General features: G+C 60.4%; 17 protein-coding genes. 11 read left to right on the forward strand and 6 right to left on the reverse strand.

Going from position 1 to position 16,379, the window contains the following annotated elements; all coding sequences use genetic code 11:
* Nucleotides 1-4: 4 nt before the first annotated feature.
* The 3 genes from JG747_RS33425 to nifS form a co-directional block, all read right to left on the reverse strand.
* Nucleotides 5-856 carry an electron transfer flavoprotein subunit beta/FixA family protein gene (locus tag JG747_RS33425; protein ID WP_199201486.1) on the reverse strand — a complete coding sequence of 284 codons (852 nt, stop codon included), beginning with the start codon at nt 854-856 and terminating at the stop codon, nt 5-7.
* A gap of 186 nt (nt 857-1,042) precedes the next feature.
* A complete protein-coding gene (gene nifW / locus JG747_RS33430) occupies nt 1,043-1,426 on the reverse strand; it encodes a nitrogenase stabilizing/protective protein NifW (RefSeq protein WP_199201487.1) in 384 nt (127 codons plus the stop codon).
* A complete protein-coding gene (nifS, locus tag JG747_RS33435) occupies nt 1,407-2,663 on the reverse strand; it encodes a cysteine desulfurase NifS (protein ID WP_199201488.1) in 1,257 nt (418 codons plus the stop codon). Before nifS ends, nifW begins: the two co-directional genes overlap by 20 nt.
* Between nifS and JG747_RS33440 the strand changes: the two genes are divergently transcribed.
* Nucleotides 2,662-2,973, forward strand: coding sequence for a hypothetical protein (locus tag JG747_RS33440; protein ID WP_199201489.1), 312 nt, complete (start codon nt 2,662-2,664; stop codon nt 2,971-2,973). The genes nifS and JG747_RS33440 overlap by 2 nt on opposite strands.
* A gap of 214 nt (nt 2,974-3,187) precedes the next feature.
* On the opposite strand, the gene JG747_RS33445 is transcribed toward JG747_RS33440, so the two are convergent.
* Nucleotides 3,188-3,343 (reverse strand): hypothetical protein, encoded by a 156-nt coding sequence (locus JG747_RS33445; protein ID WP_171903241.1) that lies wholly within the window; start codon nt 3,341-3,343, stop codon nt 3,188-3,190.
* A 34-nt stretch (nt 3,344-3,377) separates the two neighbouring features.
* Between JG747_RS33445 and JG747_RS33450 the strand changes: the two genes are divergently transcribed.
* From JG747_RS33450 to JG747_RS33465, 4 genes are all read left to right on the forward strand, one after another.
* A complete protein-coding gene (locus JG747_RS33450; protein ID WP_244748502.1) occupies nt 3,378-5,276 on the forward strand; it encodes an ABC transporter ATP-binding protein in 1,899 nt (632 codons plus the stop codon).
* Between the two features lie 618 nt (nt 5,277-5,894).
* On the forward strand, nt 5,895-6,098 hold the full coding sequence (locus JG747_RS33455) for a CCE_0567 family metalloprotein (RefSeq protein WP_027033180.1): 204 nt from the start codon (nt 5,895-5,897) through the stop codon (nt 6,096-6,098).
* Nucleotides 6,095-6,412 carry a ferredoxin III, nif-specific gene (gene fdxB / locus JG747_RS33460; RefSeq protein ID WP_096453599.1) on the forward strand — a complete coding sequence of 106 codons (318 nt, stop codon included), beginning with the start codon at nt 6,095-6,097 and terminating at the stop codon, nt 6,410-6,412. Before JG747_RS33455 ends, fdxB begins: the two co-directional genes overlap by 4 nt.
* Complete coding sequence (locus tag JG747_RS33465) at nt 6,409-7,056, forward strand: nitrogen fixation protein NifQ (protein ID WP_010913578.1); 648 nt, start codon at nt 6,409-6,411, stop codon at nt 7,054-7,056. The genes fdxB and JG747_RS33465 overlap by 4 nt, the downstream gene beginning before the upstream one ends.
* Here the strand turns inward: JG747_RS33465 and rpoN are convergent.
* A complete protein-coding gene (gene rpoN, locus JG747_RS33470) occupies nt 7,053-8,507 on the reverse strand; it encodes an RNA polymerase factor sigma-54 (protein WP_096453603.1) in 1,455 nt (484 codons plus the stop codon). The two genes, JG747_RS33465 and rpoN, sit on opposite strands and share 4 nt — an antisense overlap.
* Nucleotides 8,508-8,581: 74 nt before the next feature.
* Nucleotides 8,582-9,130, reverse strand: coding sequence for a peroxiredoxin (locus JG747_RS33475; RefSeq protein ID WP_096458527.1), 549 nt, complete (start codon nt 9,128-9,130; stop codon nt 8,582-8,584).
* Between the two features lie 1,002 nt (nt 9,131-10,132).
* Between JG747_RS33475 and JG747_RS33480 the strand changes: the two genes are divergently transcribed.
* From JG747_RS33480 to JG747_RS33505, 6 genes are all read left to right on the forward strand, one after another.
* On the forward strand, nt 10,133-10,564 hold the full coding sequence (locus JG747_RS33480) for a hypothetical protein (RefSeq protein ID WP_199201491.1): 432 nt from the start codon (nt 10,133-10,135) through the stop codon (nt 10,562-10,564).
* Between the two features lie 17 nt (nt 10,565-10,581).
* A complete protein-coding gene (locus JG747_RS33485; protein WP_010913582.1) occupies nt 10,582-11,799 on the forward strand; it encodes a cytochrome P450 in 1,218 nt (405 codons plus the stop codon).
* A 38-nt stretch (nt 11,800-11,837) separates the two neighbouring features.
* On the forward strand, nt 11,838-12,083 hold the full coding sequence (locus tag JG747_RS33490; protein WP_199201492.1) for a ferredoxin: 246 nt from the start codon (nt 11,838-11,840) through the stop codon (nt 12,081-12,083).
* A 211-nt stretch (nt 12,084-12,294) separates the two neighbouring features.
* A complete protein-coding gene (locus tag JG747_RS33495) occupies nt 12,295-12,834 on the forward strand; it encodes a nuclear transport factor 2 family protein (RefSeq protein WP_010913584.1) in 540 nt (179 codons plus the stop codon).
* A gap of 183 nt (nt 12,835-13,017) precedes the next feature.
* On the forward strand, nt 13,018-14,658 hold the full coding sequence (locus tag JG747_RS33500) for an SDR family oxidoreductase (protein WP_199201493.1): 1,641 nt from the start codon (nt 13,018-13,020) through the stop codon (nt 14,656-14,658).
* 250 nt (nt 14,659-14,908) lie between these two features.
* Entirely contained in the window at nt 14,909-15,952 is a 1,044-nt protein-coding gene (locus JG747_RS33505) for an LLM class flavin-dependent oxidoreductase (RefSeq protein WP_010913587.1), read from the forward strand.
* Nucleotides 15,953-16,379: the final 427 nt, after the last annotated feature.

A 16,379-nucleotide genomic window follows, 5' to 3' on the forward strand; every position in this document is an offset into this window, starting at 1 on the left:
CCCGTCACTGGCCGCCGTCGAAGGCGAGTTCGTGTTCCAGCGCTGGCTGGCGGGTAAAGATTGAGGCGATCAGTTCGTCAGCGAGGTCGTGCTGCGTCTTGTCGGTCATGTCGATCTGCGTCGCCTTTTCCGCCCGCGTGGTAGGGGCGAAAACGCGCTTGACGACCGTCGGCGAGCCGCGCAGGCCGCATTTGTTGAGGTCCTCAATGCCAGCTTCGGCCGCGCTCCATTTCACGATCTGGCTGCGCGCGGCGCGCATGGCGTCCTCGAGCGAGCCTCTGCGGATTTCGTTGGTGCCTTCCAGCATTGTGATGAGGCAAGGCAGCCTGCTTTTCAGCATCTGCGTACCGCCTTCCGAACGGCGCTTGACGGTCATCTCGCGAGCATCGACATCGATAGAGTCGATCTTCGCCACATAGGTGAACTGCAGGAGGCCGAGGCGCTTGGCGATGCCGGGCCCGACCTGGGCGGTATCGCCGTCAATCGTCTGCTTGCCGGCGAAGACGATGTCCGGCGCGCCGAAGGTCTCGCCAATTCTCACGATTGCCCGAGAAAGCGCGAAGGAGGTCGCCAGCGTGTCGGAGCCGGCAAAACAGCGGTCGGTCAAGAGTACCGCGCGGTCGGCGCCATAGGTGAGCGCCTTGCGCAGCGCATCTTCTGCCATCGGCGGACCCATCGTAAGCACGGTGACCTCGCCGCCATGGGCGTCGCGCAATCTCAGTGCCTCTTCGAGGGCGAACAGGTCGTAAGGGTTGATGATGGTCGGCACGCCCTGGCGCATGATCGTGTTCGTCACCGGGTGGACACGTATCTGCGCGGAGTCCGGCACCTGCTTGATACAGATTACAATGTGCATTGCGTCTTTCTCGGCTCCAATCCGCAAGCGGCCCTGGCGTTCATCTCCTTCGCAGCATCATTCGTGCCAACCGCTTTGCGTTGCTCTGTTTCCTTTTGACATGGGGTTGTTTTCTTCCGAACGGTACCGTCGTGATGACCGAGTTTGTCGGCTTTTCGACATTGTCGCGTCGCACTCGTGTCGCGTTCATTCTGTCCCGAACCGCTTCAGGATCGACTCGAACGGGACAAAGGTGTGGTCCCGAGTGGCCGGTTTGTCGGGATCGTGCTCTTTGAGCACCTTGAAGACCCGGTGGGTGAGTGGCGAGGATGTCGCGAAATCCTCATAGGCGCGTTCCAACGTCGCACGCGCCCGCGCGGCGATCACCCCGTCGGGAAGACCGGCGAAATCCTCTTCAGCGAGATATTGGCCCATGCGCTTCAGGATATGCAGCCGTGAGACATTGAGCACCCTCGGATCATAAGAGATGCCAAGGACTGCGAAGAACTCCTCCGCAGCCGACAGGCTCTTCAGCCGGGCGAGGATGTCGGTGACATCGATGGCGCGGCTTTCAGCGAAACAACTGCGCATTGCATTCTCCTGGGCCGGAAACGGTTGTCGGGTTTGCCTTGTCGCCCAGGCCTGGAGTTGATTGAAGTTCTCTCGCCTGGCTGGCAGATGGGGAAAGCTCACGCAGCTTCTTCACGATCCCGGGCATGACCTCGAGCACCCGGTCGACGTCCTCCTCGCCGTTGTTGCGCGAAAAGGAGAAACGGATTGCACCGTGTGCCGCGTTATTGGGGATATTCATCGCCACCAAGACGTGGCTCGGCTCCAGCGAGCCGCAGGCGCAAGCAGAGCCGGAGGAGCAGGCAATGCCCTCGCGATTGAGGAAATGCAGTATGCCCTCACCTTCGATATCTCCAAAGGCGATGTTTGCGGTATTCGGCAACCGCTTTAGCAAATCGCCGGCGACGAAGGCGTCTGGGATGCTTTGGAGAAGTTCCTTCTCCAGGCGGTCGCGCAACGCCTTTACCCGTGTGTTCGCGTCGTCCATGAAGTTCAAGGCAAGATCGGCTGCCACGCCGAGGCCGACGATGCCTGGCGTATTCTCCGTGCCGGCGCGGCGGTTGCCCTCCTGGCCTCCCCCCTTGATCAGCGGACAGAAGCGCACGCCGCGCTTTATATAAAGTGCGCCGATCCCTTTCGGTCCGTGTAATTTGTGACCGGAGAGAGACAGCATATCGATTGCCGTCGATTTCAGGTCGATCGCAAGCTTGCCGACCGCTTGCACCGCGTCGGTATGGAAAAGGGCGCCGACTTCTTTGGCCAACTCAGCAAGCTCGACCACCGGGAAGATCGTTCCGGTCTCGTTGTTGGCCGACATGATCGAGACGATCGCCACGCGCGGGGTGAGGGCGGCCTTATAAGTGTCGAGGTCGAGCCGGCCGTGGCGATCCACCGGGATCCTATGCACCTTGATGGCGCGCGTCTTCTCCAGGTGGGCGCAAAGCGTCAGCACGGCCGAATGCTCGACTGCGGAAGTCACGATCTCTGTGCGCTCAGGCATCACCTCGAGCGCTGAAAGGATCGCCGCGTTGTCGCTTTCCGTCCCGCCCGAGGTGAAGGTGATCTCGTCGTCGAACTCCGCGCCGATGAGCGTTTGCACCTGCAGGCGCGTCTTTCTCACCGCCGCCCCGGCGGAAGCGCCAAAATCGTGGCTCGACGAAGGGTTGCCGAAATGGTCGGTAAAAAACGGCAGCATCGCTTGAACGACTTCCGGATCGACCCGTGTCGTTGCGTTGTTGTCCAGATAAACAGGTCTCATGGATGTGATCCTTCTCCTGAGCGCAATCACACAAGGCGCACGCCCGGTCTGTCATGATGATGATGATGGTCAGCCGAAGGAGTTGCCGCCGCCACATTCGGCCTGCGCGCTTCTTGGCGCCGGCGCGGCAACCCGCCTCGACCTTGGTGCGCCAGCGTTGCGCCGGCTCGGCCCCCGGCAAGCGCGGTCTTTAGGTCACGGCGTTTTCGGTGCGCTTGATCATGGACTGTCTCTCCTTCAGGCCGGACGCGTTCGCGAACAGCTACGCATGGACCGTGCCAAAGAAGGGAATCATTTCAAAACAACATGATGGCTCTAACACTGCTATGTCGCATTTCCGACATCGGCGGGAATTGTTCAACGCGGAACGCCGTTGAATCGGGCGTAGATTCCGCTTCGCGTGAGGAGTAATCCTGTCGGGCCGTTCGCCAAGGATGCCCGCGCGACCGAGGCGTCCTGTCGGGTTTGTCGAGTGCGCGACACGCCACTGTTACGCCCCCGTTGCCCTGCTGAGATCTCGTTTGTCATTGTAGAATATGCAGAAAATTCTTCTGAGCTTCTTTCTGAGCCTTTGGCGCGGCTTTTGCGGTTCTCTCCTCGTAGGGCAGCGCGTGCCCGCGGCCGATATTCATCTCGCGGGTGACATCGCGATCGATGGAACGAAGGAAAGAAACCAACATGTCAGCTCCAGATCAGCCACCCGCATTCCGAGCGATGTTTTCGTCCTCACGCAGACCTTCCATTTCGGGTTTCTTGAGACCGAGCGGCCTGCTGCGCTCTTACAAAGCCACGCGGCGTTTTCACATCGATCTACGCGGCGCCGCCTTTCGCGATGTTTTCGCCTTCACCATGCGCCACTGGAGCAGGCAACCGGTCCGGCTCCCGATCATTATGATCGCGGTGCTGGTGGCAACGCTCCTTGACGTTCTGACGCCGCTCTATTCCGGACGGCTCGTAAACGCGGTCGCCCAAGGAGCGGCAGCCGACGCCGTCGTGTGGGATGCGGCTCTTGCGGCCTTTTCAATGTTGATTGCGCTCGCACTCGGCGCCGTCGTCATGCGCAACATCGCCTTCATTGCCGTCAATGACTTCATTCTGAAGATGATGTCGGACATCGCCAGCGACGCGTTCCATCGCGTCCAGCGTTTTTCGACCGATTGGCATGCGAAAACCTTCGCCGGCTCTACGGTGCGCAAGATCACGCGCGGCATGTGGGCGTTCTGCCTCCTTAACGACACGATCCTTCTTGCCTTGTTCCCGTCGCTCATCATGCTCGTGGGGTCGAGCGTTCTGCTCGGCTGGTATTGGCCGATGATGGGGCTGATTATCGCTTGCGGCTCGGTTGGCTATGTGGCGCTGATCATTGTCCTGTCGCTCGGCTATGTGGCGCCAGCCGCAAACCTCGCCAACAACTGGGATACGAGGCTTGGCGGCTCGCTTGCGGACGCGATCAGCTGTAACGCTGTGGTCAAAGGCTTCGGCGCCGAGGGGCGGGAAGATCATCGCCTGGCGAAAGTTATCTCCAAGTGGCGGCACCGCACCCTCCGGACCTGGGTGCGCGGGACGGTCAGTGCTGCATTCCAGGGGATCATGCTTCTTGCGCTGAGAGCGGCTTTGATCGGCTATGCCTTATTTTTGTGGTCGCGCGGCCAGGCTACCCCAGGTGACATCGCCTTGGTGCTCGGGTCTTTCACCGTCCTGTATGGGTACTTGCGTGATGTTTCCATACACGTGCGCAACATCCAGCGCTCTGTAAATGAGATGGAGGAACTGGTCCAAACCTACAGCCAGCCGCCCGACGTGGCCGATGTTCCGGGCGCCAAGCCGATCCGGATCACGAAGGGTCACATCGATTTTGAGAGCGTCCATTTCCACTACGGCAATCATTGGTCGCCCTTCTACAGCGACTTGTCGATTTCGATTGAGGCCGGCGCACGGGTCGGTCTGGTCGGCCCCTCTGGCTCCGGCAAGACCACCTTCGTCAAGCTCATCCAGCGGCTTTACGACCTGGATGCTGGACGAATCTTGATCGATGGGCAGGACATCTCGCGGGTGACGCAGGGCTCGCTGCGCTCCCAGATCGCGATCGTACAGCAGGAGCCCCTCCTGTTCCACCGCTCGCTGGCCGAGAACATAGCCTATGGGCGGCCGGGTGCTTCTCGGTCCGATGTCGAGCAGGCGGCGCGGCTCGCCAGCGCGCATGACTTTATTGCGCGCCTGCCGAACGGCTACGGTACGCTGGTCGGCGAGCGCGGCGTTAAGCTTTCAGGCGGCGAGCGCCAGCGTGTGGCGATAGCGCGCGCCTTCCTCGCCGATGCCCCGATCCTGATTCTGGACGAGGCGACATCAAGCCTCGACTCGGAATCGGAGGTGCTGATCCAGAAGGCGATGGAGCGGCTCATGGTCGGGCGCACCACGCTCGTCATTGCGCACCGGCTTTCGACGGTGCGGGCACTCGACCGGCTGCTTGTCTTCGACCGTGGTTGCATCACCGAGCAGGGCGACCATGCCGCGCTGATCCGTCGCGACGGCATCTACCGCCGCCTGTTCGAGCGGCAGGCCTTGGAACTGACAAAGGGGGGGTGGGATGAGACCAATGTGCAACGCGGTTGAACGCGGCGTGAATTCAGCTTGCCTCCCCAGCAATCCTGTCAGGCCGTTCCTGAAAAGGCGGCCGCAACCTGTCGTCGGGCTTGTCCAATCCACGACACGCCTGGTGCCGGCCTGTCTTCCTGCCGCGCTCTTGAGCAAACCCATGAATGGGATGAAGACAACTTTTTATGAGCTGCGTCCTGCGTTCCCGGCACGGCGCTTGAGGCTTCCTCCTTAGGCGGCAGCCGCCTCGCGATTATTTAGATCCTGGTTGATGCGATCAATGGAGCGAAGGAAAGCAACGCGCCGGATCCACGCGAGATCCGCCTTCTCTGGCATAGGGGCGTCGCCAAATCGACACCCTCACAATATGCGCTCACCGCCCGCGTCGACGTCGGGAACAAGATCTTGATTGTCGTCTGCGCTCAACCGCTCTTATGCCGAACTCGAAGGATACGGACCTGCGTCTCGCCGCGCGGGATTGCATAAGCTGGCTGCAGCGTCCATCGGCATCACCGGTTCGGCTTCGAGACGTTCCGGAAACCCGCCGAGGCCGGCGCGCCGGCGATGCGCTCGTGGCCATCGAAGCGCGTCCCGACATGGCGCGGGCGTAACGACCGGCTTGCGAGGAAGGGGATCATGTCAGACCTTGCGCTGTTGCAGAAGAAGGTCCGCAAGCTGCAGTCGCGCGCGGGAGCCGCCAAGATGGAATTGCACGACCTTGCCGAGGACCTTCCGGTCAACTGGACCGAGATCGAGGCGGTCGCCTGGAAAGCCTTCGAGGTTTTTGCCGAGTTGGATGCGGCAAAGGAAGAACTCGCAGCGTTGGAGAATTCACAATGACGGGCGCTTTCGTCACCCGCGACGGCTCTCCCTGGACGCCGCACTATCTGACGGCGATCGATGGCGCGACCTGCATCGGCTGCGGCCGCTGCTTCAAGGTCTGCTCGCGCGAGGTCATGCACCTTCATGGCGTCGATGACGCAGGCGAAATCCTCGGCATCTGCGCGGGCGAGGACGACGACTTCGACGGCGAGCTCAACCGCATGGTCATGATCGTCGACCATGCCGGCCGCTGCATCGGCTGCGGCGCCTGCGGCCGCGTCTGCCCGAAGAACTGCCAGACCCACCTTGCGGCCGACCAGCTTGCTGCATGAGCTGGGAACAAGACCAGCAGAACGGCGCCACATTCGCCCATCACCGTGGCTGTTTCAGCACCAGCCAATGGCCGCCGACAGACCAGGCGGCGGCGTTCGACCGGCATGTGCTTGCCTGTGTTTTCTACCTCGCGTTCGAGGAGGTCGAGGCCGGCAAGGCGACCGCGACCGAAGCAACAGGCCTTTCGCGTGCCGACCTGCGAGATGTCATGACACGCTATTTCCCGGCTGTTCCCGTCAACGCCTTCGCGCTGGAAAAGCTGACCGATCCCGAGCCGGATATGGAGGAAGGGCTTCTGCGCGGCTTGCTTATTGGGCATGCCAGGCCAGGCGATCCGGCGAGCACCCTCTTCGCCAAGATCATCGCCAGGCGCAGTTTGCGCAATGACCATCTGTGGCAGGACCTTGGCCTTTTCAATCGGGCCGAACTCAGCCGCTTAATGGCCAGGCATTTCCCGGCGCTGGCGGCCGGCAACACCAAAAACATGAAATGGAAGAAGTATTTCTATCGTAAGCTCTGCGAGGCTGAAGGCTTTTCGCTATGCACCGCGCCCAGTTGTCAGGAATGCGGCGATTTCGAAAGCTGTTTTGGCCCGGAGGAAGGCGAAAGCCACTTGGCACGGATCAAGAACGGGCTCGCTTAAGAGCCGCTTTCGTCGCCGCCGCCGACCGGGCTTGATTGGCATCGAAGACGCACGCGCTTTTCCCGGCGACGTCGCGCGGAGGACGGGATGTTCAGCGCCTCACGATATTTCGCAACGGTGCGGCGAGCAATGTCGATCCCGGTTTCCTTGAGCCGGGTGGCAATGTCGTCGTCTGAAAGCACTTCGTTGGGCGATTCCACGGCAACCATCGCCTTGATTTGATGGCGGACAGCTTCGGCGGAGTACGCGTCGCCGCCTTCGGAGGAGCCGATCGCGACAGTGAAAAAATACTTCAGTTCGAACACGCCGCGCGGGGTCAGCATGTACTTGTTCGACGTTACCCGGCTTACCGTCGACTGGTGCACGTTGATCGCATCCGCGACAGTCCTGAGATTGAGAGGCCGCAGGTGGGCGACCCCATGTTCAAAAAAGGCGTCCTGCTGGCGGATGATTTCAGCCGCTACCTTGAGGATCGTCTTGGCGCGCTGATCAAGGCTGCGGATTAGCCAGTTCGCGTTTTGGAGGCATTCGTTGAGAAATGACTGATCTTTCGAATTTTGAGCGCTTAGGCGGGAGACCTGGGCAAAATAGTTTTGGTTCATCAGCAGCCTAGGCAGCGTGTCTGGATTGAGTTCGATTTGCCACCCACCTCCGGGAGAGGGCTGGACCAAGACGTCGGGAATGATCGATTCAGGCCCTCCGGATTGGAATCGGTTTCCGGGCTTGGGATCGAGCGCGCGGATTTCGTGCAACATTTCGAGAAGGTCGTCTTCATCGACACCGCAATGGCGCTTCAATGTTTGAAAATCGCGTCGCGCCAGCGCTTCAAGATTGGCGACCAGCGCTGCCATTGCCGGGTCGAACCTGTCTAGCTGCCGCAATTGTATCTCAAGGCATTCGCTGAGAGTTCGCGCAAAAATACCCGGTGGATCGAACTGCTGCAAGGTTCCGAGAACCCGTTCCACAACAGCCTCCCGGACATTCAGGCTGCGGGCCAGTTCCGAAAGGTTCACCGGAAGGTATCCGGTGTCTTCCAGATGACCGGCAAGCTCGCCAGCTATTCGCCGCTCCAGCGGCGCGAATGCGCTGAGAGCGATCTGACGAGCGACATGGTCGTGCAATGTTTCGATGGACGTCCAGGAATCTTCGAACGCATGGTTTCCCCCCGGTTGGACATTGTTTTTGCCGCGGATTGATTTCCACTGCGAGGCCCGATCCGATATTCCGCCCGTGGTCGGCCCGATGCGCGGGTTCCCGGCCGAAATCGACGGAATGTCCTTCGGCGCCCGGTTTGAGGCCCGTTCCAGAAAGGGGTTCTTCTCGATTTCCTGCTCGACGAACTGATGCAGTTCGGGATGCGCCAGTTGCAACAGGCGAATGGATTCCATCATTTGCGGCGTCAAAACCAACGATTGCTTCTGACGCTGAAGCAGGCTTGCTGAGGACTCCATGGCTAGCGTGAAACTCCTACCGAGCGACCCTTCGCCTTGTGCAAGGGGATTTTCGAGACGTTGACTCGTCTAGATCATGCAGCCGTCACGGCTTTGGCGGCTCTCAACGTTTCAAGGACGTTCTGCGGCGACGATACGCCATAGGGATCGGCCTCGCAGTTGTCGCAGAAACCGTCCTCCTCGAAGCACTGCTCCACTACGCCATTGTTGATCACGGCAGCGTAGCGCCAGGAGCGCATGCCGAAGCCGAGATTGTCCTTGGCAACCAGCATGCCCATCTTGCGGGTGAACTCGCCCGAGCCGTCTGGGATGAGCTGGACTTTCTGCAGCCCCAGGGCCTTGCCCCAGGCATTCATGACGAAGGCATCGTTGACGGAAACGCAGTAGATCGCGTCAATTCCCTCCTTCTCGAACTCGTCGTAGAGCATTTCGAAATCGGGCAACTGCAAGGTCGAGCAGGTCGGGGTGAAGGCACCGGGCAGCGAGAACAGGATGATGCGCTTGCCGCGGAAATAGTCGTCGGATGTCTTGTCTTCCCAGCGGTACGGGTTTGGCCCCTCGATGGAGTCATCGCGAACACGCGTGCGAAAGGTGACGAAAGGAACCTTTTTTTTGACGGTCATCAATGTGCTCCTGGAGGAAAACTGGTGCGCTGCTTTTCGGTTGAAACTGACACGGCATCGACCTCGGCCGGCAATTCGGCCGGGCGCCGCGCGTTTTGTGTCGGCCTTGGATCAGCCATGGCAAAACCGCTCGCAAGCACGGGCGTCTGAAGAAACGAGCTCTCGATTTGCCGCGGCAACGAGAACGGTACGCGCTTGTACGGGGCGTCGCGATGTCAGCAATGGTCTTACTCCTGGCCACCTTGTGATGGGTTCTGCCGAGTACGACGCAAGCGCCATGCCATTTGATTTTAGGCTTGGGTTCACACTGTTTTTTGCAGCGACCCTCTTTGCCTTGAGCGGCCAGAACCATGCCTTCGCCGAGACCGAGCGCGCCCATAATCACCAGATCGTGGGCTCTGGGCGGAGGGGATCCCCTTTATGGGTATCAAGCCGCGACCCTCTTTGTCCGAAGCTGGACAAAAATGTCGGAAGTCGGACCGGAGGGTCGCCGGGTCGCCGGGTCGCCGGCGCGGCGAACACGTGGCTCGTATTCGAAGCGAAAATCTGGGCTCAAACTCGGAACGAGGGACAGGAGTCGATCGGGGTTAACCTGACGAGGGTCCCTATGGCCTCCGTTCTCAGGATTGAGACGGCTGACAGGCCCACGCGCTTCGCCCTATCGACGCTCGCGAGACCGCTTCGAAATCGACAACGGGTACAAAAAAGCCAGCACGTCCATTAGCAAGCTGGCCATGTGATCTTTCTGAACCGCGCTTGCGTGAGGCGGGCACGGTCCCAAGGTGATGGAAAAAGCCGCCTTGTGCTCTCGGAGCATTTTGAAGCTGCCGCGACTTTGCTGTCGGGTTTGTCATGTCCGGGACAGCCAGGCTTGCGGCTGCGCATTCGTTCAAGCTGTTGAATGATATGTAGAAAATCTCCTGCAGGGCTCTTTCCGCGCCGTTGGCACGACTTTTGAAGCTCTCATGTGAGACGGCAGGAGATACCGACTGGCGTCCATTCGTGAGTGATATCGCGCTCAATGCAATGAAGGAAGACGACATGTCAGGTCAGCGTCAGTTCAGATTCTATCCGAAACGGGCATTGCCCGCGGAATGCAATATCGACCGGCGTGACTGGCGTCACCGTCACAACCGCCCGGCACCGGCCAATGGCCACCGATCGATCTGCAGATACGGTTCGACCAGAATGTGCTTGCTCCTGTCCTCTCGCCGGCGCTTGAGGAGACCGGCGAGCACTTCGGCGGCCAACCGGTCTTTCGCGTGCCGCGCTGCGGATATCCTCGCAGAGATGATCGACCCCGAACCGCTGTGGAGCAAGAGCTTCATTCCGGTTCGCCGTTCGAAGCTGGAAAACGCCGGGTCTCCGACGATTTCGCTCGTCGGCTCTCTAGATGACCAAGATGCCATGGTGCGCGGCCTGGTTAGTGGTTAGACGGCAGGAGAAATGCAATGGCGATCAACCCGGTCCCAGATCATGTCCCGCCCGAAATGGTGAGAGACTTCAGCCTGTTCACATCGCCAGGCATGCCACCAACGCCCAACGGGGATCCACACGCAGCCGTCGCTTGCGCCCATGACGGGCCTCCGATCTTCTATTCCCCCTACAACACGCAAGATGGCCGGGGCACCTGGGTCATCACCCGCGCCGCAGATCAGCGTAAGGTGCTGCAGGACACTGAAACTTTTTCCAGCCATCGCAGCATCTTCTCCTCCATACTGGGCGAAACTTGGCCGACGATCCCGCTTGAGCTCGATCCACCGGCCCATGGCGCATTTCGCTCACTGCTCAGTCCGCTGCTTTCGCCCAAGCGGGTGACGGCACTGGAACCGGCTGTCCGTGAGCGAGCGATAGCCCTGATCGACCGGATCACCGCATCGGCCACGAGCTGCGACGTCATGAAGGATTTTGCCTTTCCGTTCACTGTCAGCATCTTCCTTCGGTTTCTGGGGTTGCCGGATCAGGGACTCGATACATTTGTCGGCTGGGCGAAAGATCTGCTCCACGGCGACGATGTGGAACGACCTGTGGCTGCCCGCAAGATTGTGGCTTTCATCGATGAACTTGCAACCAATCGCCGCAAGGATCCGGTCGACGATCTCATGACCTTCATCGTGCAGGCACAGATCGAGGGCCGCCGGCTAACCGACGGGGAGATCCGTGGCATCGGCGTGCTTGTGTTCGTCGCGGGACTTGACACTGTCGCAGCAGCTATTGGCTTTGACCTGGCTTATCTAGCGCGCAACCTCAAGGATCAGGAACTGCTGCGCAGCGAACCGGCCCGCATCCTGCTCGCAACCGAAGAGTTGCTGCGGGCCTATCCGCCCATTCAGTTGATCCGCGTGGCTACGAAAGATATCGACTTCGAAGGCGCGCCGATCCGAAAGGGGGACTATGTTTCGTGCGCCACGATGATTGCAAATCGCGACCCGGAGGAATTCGAATCCCCCAACACGGTCGATCTGGCGCGAGATCACAACCGCCACGCCGCCTTTGGCTATGGTCCCCACCGTTGCCTTGGCTCACACCTTGCCCGGCGCGAGATTGTCATTGGCCTGGAGGAATGGCTGGCGCGCATACCGACCTTCCGGATCAAGGAGGGTACAGCGCCCATCACCTGTGGCGGCCATGTGTTCGGGATCGAAAATCTGATCCTGGACTGGTCATGACCATCGCCGAGCCATGCCAAGACAATGGAGGCAGCGCTATGCGCATTATCGTCCACAATGCCAAATGCCAGGGTCACGCGCGATGCTGGGCGCAAGCGCCGGACATCTTCAAGCTTGATGACGATGGCTACATCCTGCCCGGTGACATTCAGGTTGCGGAGGGGGAGCAACTGCTTGCGTCACAAGGCGCGCGATCCTGCCCCGAACGTGCGCTGGAAGTCGATCGCACCTCGGCAGCGCGGTTCGAACCAGCCGCCATGCATCCAAGAACTGGGGAAGCTTAGGTGGAATCGACGAGACGTGGCCCCACACCGCAAAGCAAGATGTCCGGCCGCTTCCCTGCCAACCTCCTCTCCGGCATCGAGACCTCAATGACACGCACGCGACACGTGAAGTTCGTCTCCGTTCTGGCTTCTTCAGTTGCCGATCGGTTCGACCTTGCACGCACCTAGAGGCACGAAACGCCTCTTCCAATCTCAAATTTGCGACAGAGCGATGGGCCAGGCAAAAATCACCGAACTGCGCGACCGCGAGGCGATCCGCGACTGCCTTTATCGGTACTGCCGCGGCATAGACCGCGCGGATGAGGCTGCGCTGCGCAGTGCATATTGGCCCGATGCGCATGACAATCACGGTGCCTATCGCGGCTCAGCCGAGGGCTTCTTTGAGTTTGCGCTTGGTCTCTTCAAAACCGGACCGCGCTTAATCCACCAGATCACGAACGTCTTGATCGAATTCATCGACCCGTCGGAGGCCGTGGTCGAAAGCTATTTCACCGCGCTGCAACGCGGACCAGACAATGACGGAGAAGCACGCCAGGTGCTTCTCTGCGGCCGTTACTGCGATCTTTTTCAGAAGAGGGAAGGGGCGTGGCGCATTGCCGAACGGACCGTCGTTTACGATTGGCTCGAAGAGCAGACCCCACCAGCGGTCCCCGAGGCAGAACGGTTCGGCTTGCGGCAACCGATCGGAGCAGCGCATCCCAATGACCCGGTTTACGCGCTCAGGAAGCGCCGCAGCTCGTCATCAAAATGAAAATGCCATGCATGTCACCACAATGCTTTCCAAGGCTCCCAATTGCGGAGCCGCGTCGCGGGAGCGGTCGCGGAACGCAACACGTCTACCCGGTATGGAAACTCGCCGTCACCAGGACGTCCGCGACCGGTCTTGCGGCTGACTCGCGTCGATATCTCTGACGCTGGCTGCGGAGAGGTTCATATGAAGCAGGCAGGACGGGTCGTCATCATAACGGGAGCGGCAGGCGGAATCGGCCGTGCGCTGGTCGAGATCGTTGCCGCCGATGGAGACATCGTCGTTGCGGTGGACCTTCCTGGCAGCGGCGTTCTTGAACTGGCCGGCGGTCTCGGCCATCCGCATCTGGGCCTCGAATGCGATGTCTCACGAGAAGAGGACATTGTCGCCCTATACGGCCGCATCGAAGCGCAGTTCGCGAAAATCGATGTTCTCGTCAACAACGCGGCGATAGGACCCGCCATGGCTGCGACTATCGACACCGGTTTCGAGGCCTTCCGACGCGTGCTGGCAACAAATCTGATCGGGCCTTTCATCATGGCCGGCGAAGCGGCGAGGCGCATGCAGCCCGGCGCTGCCATTGTCAACGTCGCTTCGCTGGCGGGCGTGCTCGGCAATCCCAAGCGCAACGCCTATGCCAGCTCGAAGGCAGGCTTGATCGCTCTCACGAGATCGCTTGCATGCGAGTGGGCCTCGCGCGGCATCCGCGTAACGGCGGTAGCGCCAGGATACGTGCGCACGCCGATGGTGGCGGAACTGGAACGTGCGGGCAAGATGGACCTCGCGGCCGTGCGCCGCCGCGTGCCCATGGGGCGAATGGCGCGCCCCGACGAGATCGCTCGGGCCGTGCGTTTTTTGGCCAGCGCACAGACGGGCTACATCACAGGATCGGTGCTGACGGTCGACGGCGGTTGGATGTCGTTCAACCAGCCGGGCGACGCGCACCCGCCGGTCGACGAGACGCCTCGAGCCGAACTCTTCCGGCCGGCCGAACGAACTGGCGCGCGCACAGTGGTCGTGACGGGCGGCGCGAACGGTATAGGCGCCGCCGTCGTTCGCCGCTTTGCCGCGAACTCCGACACAGTCGTGATTGCTGATAAAGATGGTGCTGGGGCGGCAGAACTCGCTGATTTGCTGGGCGGCAGGCACGTGGCGAAATCCGTCGACTTGGCGGTCGAGAGCGACGTGGTGGCGCTGTTCGAGGAAATACGGGGGCGCTTCGGTCGCATCGAGGTCCTCGTCAACTGTGCTGCTATTGCCGATACGTTTGTGCGAGGGATCGAAATCCCGCAACAGATCGAGCGGGTGCTGGACGTCAATCTCACCGGCACCTTCACCTGCGCGCGCGAGGCGATCAAGTCGATGGACGCCGGCGGCGTAATCCTCAATCTTGGATCGATCAATAGTTTCCTGCCCTTCGTGCCGCGCCATGCCTATGGGGCGTCCAGGGCGGGTATGAACATTCTGACCCGGTGCATGGCGGCCGAACTCGGGTCGGTCGGCATCCGAACGGCCACCGTCGCTCTTGGCTATATCCGTACGCCTGACATTGCTCAGTTGGTCGAGTCCGGCTGCATCGATTCCGTAGCGATCAAACGGCGCATCCCGATGGGGCGGATGGGAGAGCCCGAAGACGTCGCCGAGGCAGTGTTCTTTCTGGCCTCGCCTGATGCCTCATACGTAAACGGCTCGACCCTCTACGTGGACGGCGGCTTGACCTCGTTGGCTGACGCGCGAAACGCCCAGCCAACCGATCAAGAAAATCCAACGGAATGTTCGCCGGCGACGGGTTGCGGTTCGTCGAAGCCGACGAGGTTCGAGGATTGAGACTGCGGCTGCATGGAACGTGCCAAGCGCGGCTTGCCAAGTGATCGTCTTCATCGGTGACGGAAAACTCGTCATCAGGGTCGAATGACTAGCCAGGTTTTGGCGCTTGCCTGCGGCCGCCGAACGATAAGCGGCTTTGCGCAAGATCGTCGACTACGTCGTCGCCAGGCCGCATCGATACCGCGACCCACCCGCAATCGGCCCAAGTCGAAGGCTTGATTGGCCACTTTGTGTAAACGAGGGACACGCCATGGAATTCGCGACGTTCATCTTGGCGGCCCAGCGAGGCTATCATCAATCGTGCGACAGCGTCATCGGTAACTCCATTGAACAGACAATCGCTTCGGAGCAGGCTGGCTTCAACACCGCTTGGTTCGCCGAGCACCACTTCAACAATTACAGCCTGGTTCCCTCGCCCTTGATGATGGTGGCGCACTGTGCTGGCCTTACGAGCACCATTCGCCTTGGCACCGGTGTGTGTGTGCTGCCGCTATATCAACCGCAGCGCCTGCTCTCCGAGATCGGCTTTGCCGAGATCGTTTCGAACGGCCGCCTCGAACTCGGCGTCGGCTCGGGATACCAGCAGTTCGAGTTCGAGCGCTTCGGCGTCGATGTCGATCAGGCGCCGGCCGTGTTTGCGGAATACCTGGATATCCTTCTCAAGGGCCTTAACCAGAAGGTCTTCGAGCACAATGGCCAGTATGAGAAGATACCTTTAACGGCGATTTCGCTGCGCACCATCCAAAGGCCAGCCCCACCGATCTGGATCGCCTGCGGGTCCGCGCGAAGCATGTGCCGGGCCTATCGTGAGGGCCACAATCTTTTCGTCACGGCGTTCCACAACGGCTTGGAAAACTTAAGAACGCTGCGTGAGACCATCGAGGCAGCAGCGGCCTCGCGGGGTAAGGATGTCACCGCCGCCAAGATAGGGCTTCTGCGCTGCTGCTATGCCAGCGACGATCAGGCGGAGATCGACAGCTATCTCGACAACGCCCGCTTCCAGCGCCGGCTATCTGAAGCACTTCATCAGCGCCGCCAGCAGAGCCGGGACGGCTATCTGCTGCAGGAAACACCGACGCAGCAGGATCTGTCGTTCGAGACCATGCGCCAGAACCTGCCGATCGGCAGCGTAAGTCGCGTCATCGATCGCCTGCTGGAAGAGATAAGTATCCTGAAGCCGGACCAGATCGCAATTCAGACCCAATTGGGAGATTTCGACCAAAAGACGATGCTACGCCAGATTGAGCTCTGGGGAGACAAGATCATCCCATCGATCAACAAGTCGCTTGGTTAGGTCAAGGCTTGAAGTTCGGAACGGCCACTGGGGGAGCTGAAATCTCGCATGCCGATGCTCGACACTTCGTCCATGAGGCATGGATAAATAATCAAGCCGACCGGCGATCACCGGGATCGAAGACCAACGTCGTCCGTCCTTGCCTGCACGGACCGCCGGTCTTCCGCTCCCTGGCCATCTCGCTTGAGACCGTTGATCGGCAGCCTCGGAACGGCCGCCATGGCGTAGACGAATAGCCACTCCCGCTACCCCTCTTGTGTCCGAAGTTGGACGAGGATGTCGGAAGCCCGACAAATGTCGAGAGGGGACCTGGCCCGCCGGTATGGAGAACTGGTGCGGCGCAGGTGGTTCGCCAATTCGGCACGCGCCTTGCTTCATTGATTCTGTATGTGTGCACGACAGTGGCAGATCGCCGATCGGTGGGCAG

The sequence above is a fragment of the Mesorhizobium sp. 131-3-5 genome, assembly GCF_016756575.1.
GTDB classification, from domain to species: domain Bacteria; phylum Pseudomonadota; class Alphaproteobacteria; order Rhizobiales; family Rhizobiaceae; genus Mesorhizobium; species Mesorhizobium jarvisii.